Annotated in this window: 7 protein-coding genes; 4 read left to right on the top strand and 3 right to left on the bottom strand. The window is 67.5% G+C overall.

Features of this window, described 5'->3' with window-relative positions; translation table 11 throughout:
* Window positions 1-212: 212 nt before the first annotated feature.
* Both ARC23_RS07815 and maiA read left to right on the top strand, forming a co-directional pair.
* Entirely contained in the window at window positions 213-1,202 is a 990-nt protein-coding gene (locus tag ARC23_RS07815; RefSeq protein WP_057496729.1) for a fumarylacetoacetate hydrolase family protein, read from the top strand.
* A 14-nt stretch (window positions 1,203-1,216) separates the two neighbouring features.
* Window positions 1,217-1,885: a maleylacetoacetate isomerase gene (gene maiA / locus ARC23_RS07810; protein ID WP_057496728.1), complete on the top strand. Its 669-nt coding sequence runs from the start codon at window positions 1,217-1,219 to the stop codon at window positions 1,883-1,885.
* Between the two features lie 45 nt (window positions 1,886-1,930).
* Here the strand turns inward: maiA and ARC23_RS07805 are convergent, their stop codons facing one another.
* The 3 genes from ARC23_RS07805 to ARC23_RS07795 all read right to left on the bottom strand — a co-directional run bounded on the left by ARC23_RS07805 (window position 1,931) and on the right by ARC23_RS07795 (window position 5,915).
* Window positions 1,931-3,391: a UdgX family uracil-DNA binding protein gene (locus tag ARC23_RS07805; RefSeq protein WP_057496727.1), complete on the bottom strand. Its 1,461-nt coding sequence runs from the start codon at window positions 3,389-3,391 to the stop codon at window positions 1,931-1,933.
* The gene (locus ARC23_RS07800; protein ID WP_057496726.1) at window positions 3,372-4,655 is read right to left on the bottom strand and encodes a putative DNA modification/repair radical SAM protein; all 1,284 of its coding nucleotides are present in this window, start codon (window positions 4,653-4,655) and stop codon (window positions 3,372-3,374) included. Before ARC23_RS07800 ends, ARC23_RS07805 begins: the two co-directional genes overlap by 20 nt.
* Before the next feature lie 129 nt (window positions 4,656-4,784).
* Window positions 4,785-5,915, bottom strand: coding sequence for a PilT/PilU family type 4a pilus ATPase (locus tag ARC23_RS07795; protein ID WP_057496725.1), 1,131 nt, complete (start codon window positions 5,913-5,915; stop codon window positions 4,785-4,787).
* Between the two features lie 121 nt (window positions 5,916-6,036).
* Between ARC23_RS07795 and ARC23_RS07790 the strand changes: the two genes are divergently transcribed.
* Both ARC23_RS07790 and ARC23_RS07785 read left to right on the top strand, forming a co-directional pair.
* Window positions 6,037-6,402, top strand: coding sequence for a DUF4398 domain-containing protein (locus ARC23_RS07790; RefSeq protein ID WP_057496724.1), 366 nt, complete (start codon window positions 6,037-6,039; stop codon window positions 6,400-6,402).
* Entirely contained in the window at window positions 6,399-7,283 is an 885-nt protein-coding gene (locus ARC23_RS07785; protein WP_057496723.1) for an OmpA family protein, read from the top strand. The genes ARC23_RS07790 and ARC23_RS07785 overlap by 4 nt, the downstream gene beginning before the upstream one ends.
* Window positions 7,284-7,451 lie beyond the last annotated feature (168 nt).

Below are 7,451 nucleotides of genomic sequence, written 5' to 3'. Positions count from 1 at the left end.
GTCCTGCCCACCCACACCGCCCCGCCCAACTCACAACAACCCAGAGCCGCTCTGGCATTTGAGGTTGCCCTGGCGTGAAGCAGGTGCAGGGCTGCAAGCCCTGCCGAACCCCCCACTACGGTAGGGTGGGCCGATGCCGCGCTGCAGCTTGGCGTCGCCGCAGATTTGATTACACTTGAAACTTGTTTGCCCACGACTCCGGACACCCACCCATGAAGCTTGGTTCTTTGAAGGAAGGCGGCCGCGACGGCACCCTGATCGTCGTCTCGCGTGACCTGCGCCACGGCGTCCGCGCCACCGGCATTGCCGCCACCCTGCAGCAGGCCCTGGAGGACTGGAGCCGCATCGCGCCGCGCCTGAACGCCCTGTCCGAATCGCTCAATGCCGGCGATGCCGATGGCGTGTTCGACCTCGACCCGCAGGCGCTGGCCGCGCCGATGCCGCGCGCCTATGAGTTCGTCGATGGCAGTGCCTACCTGCCGCACGTCGAGCGCGTGCGCCGCGCCCGCGGCGCCGAGGTGCCGGAGAGCTTCTACACCGACCCGCTGATGTACCAGGCCACCAGCGCCGGCTTCTACGGCCCGCGCGATGCGGTCAAGGTGGTCAGTGAGGACTACGGCATCGACCTGGAAGCGGAGATCGTAGTGATCACCGACGACGTGCCGATGGCCGCCACCCCGGAACAGGCCGCAGGCCATATCCAGCTGATCGGCCTGGTCAACGATGTTTCGCTGCGCAACCTGATACCGGGCGAGCTGGCCAAGGGTTTCGGCTTCCTGCAGTCCAAGCCGCGCTCGGCGCTGTCGCCGGTGTTCGTCACCCCCGACGAACTGGGTGCTGCCTGGCAGGACAGCAAGGTGCACCTGCCGCTGCTGACCCACATCAACGGCCAGTGGTTCGGCGCGCCCGAAGCAGGCGTGGACATGCAGTTCAACTTCGCCCAGCTGGTTGCCCATGCGGCCAAGACCCGTCCGCTCGGCGCCGGCACCATTGTCGGCTCCGGCACCATCGCCAACGAGGACACCAGCAAGGGCGCCTCGTGCTTCGCCGAACAGCGCGTGGTCGAAACCCTGCGCGACGGCAGCCCGAGCACGCCGTTCATGTCCTTCGGCGACGTGGTTCGCATCGAGATGCTCGATGCCGCAGGTAACAGCATCTTCGGTGCGATCGAGCAGCGCATCGAGCAGGCGGCCAAGCCCTGAGCCTGGAGGCGGCGATGGAGATTCCGGTTGACGACGGCATCGTGCTGTACACCTACTGGCGATCCAGCGCCGCCTACCGTGTGCGCATCGGCCTGGAGCTGAAAGGCCTGGCCTGGGACGCGCGGCCGGTGCACCTGGTGCGCGAAGGCGGCGAGCAGCATCTGCACGCCTATCGTGCGCTCAACCCGCAGCAGCTGGTGCCGACCCTGCTGCACGAGGGGCACACGCTGACCCAGTCGCTGGCGATTGTGGAATACCTGGACGAGCGCTTCCCGCAGGTGCCACTGCTGCCGGCCGACGCCGCCGGCCGTGCACGGGTGCGGGCGCTGGCGCAGCTGGTGGCCTGCGATATCCATCCGATCAACAACCTGCGGGTGATGCAGTACCTGGAGCGTGAACTGCAACTGCCGGCCGATGCCCGCACGCAGTGGACCCTGCACTGGATCGCCGAAGGCTTTGCCGCGATGGAAGCGATGCTGGCCAACAGCCGCGACACCGGCACCTTCTGCCACGGCGACCGCCCCGGCCTGGCCGATCTCTGCCTGCTGCCGCAGCTGTACAACGCGCACCGCTTCGGCCTGGACCTGGCACCGTTCCCGACCCTGCGCCGCATCGAAGCGGCCTGCCAGGCGCTGGACGCCTTTGACCGTGCGCGCCCGGAAAAGCAGCCCGACGCCGCCTGAAAGTAGAGGGGACGGAGGGGATTAAGTCGTATATGCACTTACGACTTAATCCCCTCCGTCCCCTTTCTGCTGCAAACGGGCCAGGTCATCGCGGAAAACCCGGTAGGCTTCCTCGCGGCGCGCATCGTTGGCCTGCCGCAACACCCATGCCGGGTGCACCGTGGCGTAGCCGCGCGTGCCGTCCTCGAGGGTGTGCCAGCGTCCGCGGTCGCGGGAGAGGTCGAAATCACGACCGAATACCGAGGCGGCCGCTGTCGCGCCCAGGCACACGATCACCCGGGGCCGCACGCGCGCGATCTCACCCATCAGCCAGGGGCGGCAGGCCTGGATGTGGCGGCTCTCCGGCCGCTTGTGCAGCCGCACCTTGCCGCGCCGTTCATGGTGGAAGTGCTTCACCGCGTTGGTCAGGTACAGCGTGGCGCGATCGATCCCCAGTTCGGCCAGTGCGCGGTCCAGCACCTGGCCGGCAGGTCCTGCGAACGGTTGCCCGCGCAGATCCTCGGTGTCGCCAGGTTGCTCTCCGACCAGCATCACCTCGGCCCCTGCCGGCCCCTGCCCGAACACGGTCTGCGTGGCCTGCTCCCAGAGCGGGCACTGGCGGCAGGCGCTGGCCTGCCCGCGCAGATTCTCCAGGCTGCTGGCATCGGTCGCCGCTGTCGCCGCGTTCGCGCGCGTGGGAATCCTGCGCTGGGGTGACTGCGCGGGCCGATCATGCATTTCCTGCACGCGATCGCCGGCATCGCGCACCAGGCGCGGCAGCAACTGCGCCTCGGGCAGGTGGCGCCAGTACCTGGCCGGCATCTCCTGCAGCATCATCCGGGTATTGAGCCGGGCCGGATTGAAGATGCTGGCGTAATAGGTCTGCCACAGCGCCTCGCGCGCATCCTCGGCGGGGGCATCCTCACGCCGTGCACCCGGGCCGAACGCCAGCGCCTGTCCGTCCCATGCCACGCTGCGCGAAGGCGTCAGGATGGCCCAGCGCATGCCGGTGAAGCGGCGTGCGAAGAAGGGCGCCACCCGGTCGACGATGTGATGCTGCGGTTCGAACCACGCGATGAACGCCTCGGGCTGGCCGGGCACCTCGCGGAAGCGTACGAATGCCTTCATCTTGTGCGTGTCGCGGCGAACGGCCTGGGCCAGCGTCATCGCACGCAGCACATCGGCATCGGCGGGATTGCTCAGCACCGCGCGTTCGCCATGGGTGATCCGCCACAGCAGCCGGTACAGCAGTGACAGGCGCTGCGGTTCGCTGTGGCACAGGCAGGTGGCGGCCAGTTCCAGGAACTCGCGCGGGACGCCGGGAACGGTTGCGTGTACCGGCACGGGTGCCTGCTGCACCGGCGGCGCATCCAGCAGCGAGGCTTCGCTGCCATCGAGCCAATCCAGCTGCTCGGGCCGCACGCCCCGCAGCAGCGCATCACGTGCACCATCGCGCCAGGCCTGCAACGACCAGGCCGGGTCGACCCGTTGGGACCAGCGTTGCGCCTCAGGCGGCCGGCGGCGCATCGAACAGCGATCCCTGGCGCGGAGGCGGGGCCAGCTGCGCACGCAGCGTGGCCGGGTCATCCAGTGCCTTGCGCGGGTGATGGTCGGCCAGCAGCACGAACGGCAGCAGCTTGCTCATCGGTGCCTTCAGGCGGGCGATGTCGGCCACGCGCAGGCGCCCGTGGCGGCGCGCCATCAGCACGCGCTGTGCATTGCGCACGCCCAGGCCAGGCACCCGCAGCAGCATTTCCTTCGGGGCACGGTTCAGATCGACCGGGAAGCGGTCGGGATGGCGGATTGCCCAGGCCATCTTCGGATCGATATCCAGATCGAGCATTCCGCCCTGCGTGGTATCGGTGATCTCGTCCACGCCGTAACCATAGAAGCGCAACAGCCAGTCGGCCTGGTACAGCCGGTGCTCGCGCTGCAGGGGTGGGGGCTGCAGCGGCAGTTGCCGGCTGGCATCGGGAATCGGACTGAACGCGGAGTAGTAGACCCGGCGCATGCGGTAGTTGCCGTACAGGCTATCGGCGCTGGTCAGGATCTGGCGGTCACTGGCGCCATCGGCACCCACGATCATCTGCGTGCTCTGGCCTGCCGGCGCGAAACGGGGCGGTTTGGGCCGCGCGCTGCGGGTCACTGCTGGCGCCTGCGCGGGTGCGGCCCTGCGGGCCTCCTGGGCTTCCTCGATGCGCCAGCGCAGCTCGCCCATCGCGCCGCGGATCGACTGGACGGTCTTTTCCGGCGCCAGTGTGCTCAGCCCGGCCTCGGTGGGCAGTTCCACATTGATCGACAGGCGGTCGGCGTGGCGGCCAGCGCTGGCCAGCAGTTCCGGCGACGCTTCGGGAATGGTTTTGAGGTGGATGTAGCCGGCAAAGCGGTGTTCCTGGCGCAGGCGCCGGGCGACCTCCACCATCTGCTCCATCGTGTAGTCCGCATTGCGGATGATGCCGCTGGAGAGGAACAGGCCTTCGATGTAGTTGCGCTTGTAGAAATCCAGGGTCAGTGCAACCACCTCGTCCACGCTGAAGCGCGCGCGGGCCACATTGCTGGAAACGCGGTTCACGCAATAGGCACAGTCGTAGACGCAGAAGTTGGTCAGCAGGATCTTCAGCAGGGATACGCAGCGGCCGTCCGGCGTATAGCTGTGGCAGATGCCCATGCCCTCGGTGCTGCCGATGCCACCGCTCGCACGCGAGTCGCGCTTTCCCGAGCCACTGGAGGCGCAGGAGGCGTCGTACTTGGCGGCATCGGCCAGAATGGCCAGCTTGCGGATGGTTTCCATTGCGGAAACCTACGGATGAGGGGTCTCATTGGATGAGACCGCCCCTGAATTCTTCAGGAAAATGGGGCGGAGGAACCGTGTCGTAGGTACATATACGACTTAATCCCCTCCGTCCCCTTTTTCGTGCGGTCAGAAGCCGTGGGTGATGGTGGGCTGGGTTGGCGATGAGAAATCCGCGTACGGATCGTGCTCGCCGCTGCTGCCTTCGGACAGGCGGAACTTCAGCGCCAGACCGTCGCGCGAGTCGGCCGCACGCAGCGCTTCCTCCTGTTCGATGACGCCGGCCTTGGCCAGCCGGAACAGGCACTGGTCGAAGCTCTCCATGCCTTCCTCCAACGAGCCTTCCATCGCCGCCTTGATCTCGTGCACCTGGCCGCGACGCAGCAGGTCGCGGATCATCGGCGTGTTGATCAGCACCTCGGTGGCCGGCAGGCGACGGCCTTCCTTGTTCTTCACCAGGCGCTGGCTGATCACCGCACGCAGGTTCAGCGCCAGGTTCATCAGCACGTTCTTGTGCGCGCTTTCCGGGAAGAAGTTCAGGATGCGCTCGATGGTCTGGTCGGCGTTGTTGGAGTGCAGGGTGGCCAGGCAGAGGTGCCCGGTCTCGGCAAAGGCGATCGCCGCTTCCATCGTCTCCGCGTCCAGGATCTCGCCGATCAGGATCACGTCCGGCGCTTCACGCATGGCGTTCTTCAGCGCGTTGTGGAACGCATGGGTGTCCAGCCCGACTTCGCGCTGGTTGACGATCGACATCTTGTGCTTGTGCAGGTATTCGATCGGGTCCTCGATGGTGAGGATGTGACCGGTGGTGGTGCTGTTGCGGTGGTCGATCATCGACGCCAGCGAGGTCGACTTGCCGGAACCGGTGGACCCCACCACCAGCACCAGCCCGCGCGGGGTCATGATGACGTCCTTCAGCACCTGCGGCAGGTTCAGCTCTTCGATGCTGGGAATGCGGCTGCGGATGGCGCGGATGACCATGCCGACCTCACCGCGCTGCTTGAACACGTTGACGCGGAAGCGCCCGGCATCGGGCAGGGCGATGGCCATGTTGAGTTCCAGCTCGCGCTCGAACTGCGGCACCTGGCCTTCGTCCATCAGCGAGTAGGCGATCTTCTTGACCATGCCCGGCGGCAGGCCGGTGTTGCCCAGCGGATAGAGCTTCCCCTCGATCTTGATGTAGACCGGTGCCCCGGTGGTCAGGAACATGTCCGAAGCGTTCTTTTCGGTCATCAGCTTCAGGAAGTAGCCGATATCCATTGCGAATTTTCCCCAACGAAACGGCCGACGCCCGTTGCCAGCACGGTGTCGGCTTGACGACAATGGCCGTGAACCGACAACCGGTACGGCCTCCCCAATGAAACGACTTAGCTTCGCACGAATGCGCCATGTCCTGTATGTGATGGCGTTTGCATTCGCACTGTCTGCCCCCGCCTGGGCGCAGGACGCCGCGCTGGAACTGGCGCAGGCCCGGCAGGCGGTGGACAAGGCCACCCAGGCCGATGCCGACCAGTACGCCCCGGACCTGATCGGCCTGGCCCGGCAGGGCCTGGAGCAGGCCCAGCGGGCCGCTGCCGACCGCCGCGAGCGCAAGAACGCCCCGGCGATGGCCCTGCGCGCCGCCGCCGATGCCGACCTGGCGCGTGTGCGCAGCGAGGAGGCCACGGCCACCGCCCAGCTGCAGTTGCGCCGCAACGAGGTCAACCAGCTGCAGCGCCAGCTGTCGACCGGGGAGGACCGCCGATGAAGCCGATGACTGCCGCAACCCTGGCCGCCCTGCTGGCGCTGCCGTCGCTGGCCATGGCTGCCGACAACCCGCTGGTGGCGCAGCTGAGCCAGCGCCTGATGGCCATCCAGGCCAACCCGGACACTGCCGAGCTGGGCGCCTTCGAGCGCATGCAGGCGCAGCAGGCCATTGCCACCCTGGACAAGGCCAAGCGCCGCGACCAGGAGCTGGCCACCTATCTGGCCGAGCGCCGGGTGGAGATTGCCGAGACCGCCGTGCGCACCGCCCTGGCCGCGCGCGAGGTTGACCGCCTCGAGCGGACCCGCAGCGACCTGCTGATCGAGGCCAGCCGCCGCGACGCCGCCCGTGCCCGCCAGGAAGCCGAGCAGCTGCGCATGCAGGCGCAGATGCAGGCCGAGGAGGCAGAGCGTCTGCGCCAGGCCGCCGAAGCCGAAACCCTGGCCCGCCAGGACGCCGAGAACGCCCTGACCAGCGTGGCCGGCAAGCAGCAGCAGCGCCTCAGCGCCGCCCAGCAGAACGCCGCCAAGCTGGCCCGCGAGGAAGCCGAGCTGGTGTCCGGGCAGAAGCTGCCGGGCTCGAAGTTCGACGGCCGTGGCGAAGTCTTCACTTTCAATGGTGACGCATTTGCCACTGGCGCCTCCAGCCTGTCCGGCGGCGCCCGCAACCAGGCCAAGGCGCTGGCCGAGTACCTGAACATCGGCAAGAAGGGCCGCCTGCGTATCGAGGCCTATGACAGCGCCAACGGGGTCGGCCAGAAGCGGGCCGAGGCGCTGCGCGACGCACTGGTCGCGGCCGGTGTCGCCAGCAACCGCATCCAGGTCAGTGACAAGAAGGCGGCCGCCACCCGGGCGCGCTCGGCTGAGGTCATCATTGCCCCGTAATTCGTTGATATTGTTTGTTTTTCGTTGCGATGAGCATTCAGCCTGAACCCCGCCCCGGCGGGGTTCGGTCTTTTTGTCGCAGGGGTCTTGTACCCCGCCTTGAGCAGGCGTAGGGTCAATCGTCCGGGACGCAATGCCGCGGACCGGACGATGGGAGGGCCGGGCCGA

The organism is Stenotrophomonas beteli, assembly GCF_001431665.1.
Classification (GTDB): Bacteria; Pseudomonadota; Gammaproteobacteria; order Xanthomonadales; family Xanthomonadaceae; genus Stenotrophomonas; species Stenotrophomonas beteli.
Note: the sequence above shows the minus strand (reverse complement) of the source record. Positions and strands in the feature narration are given on the sequence as shown.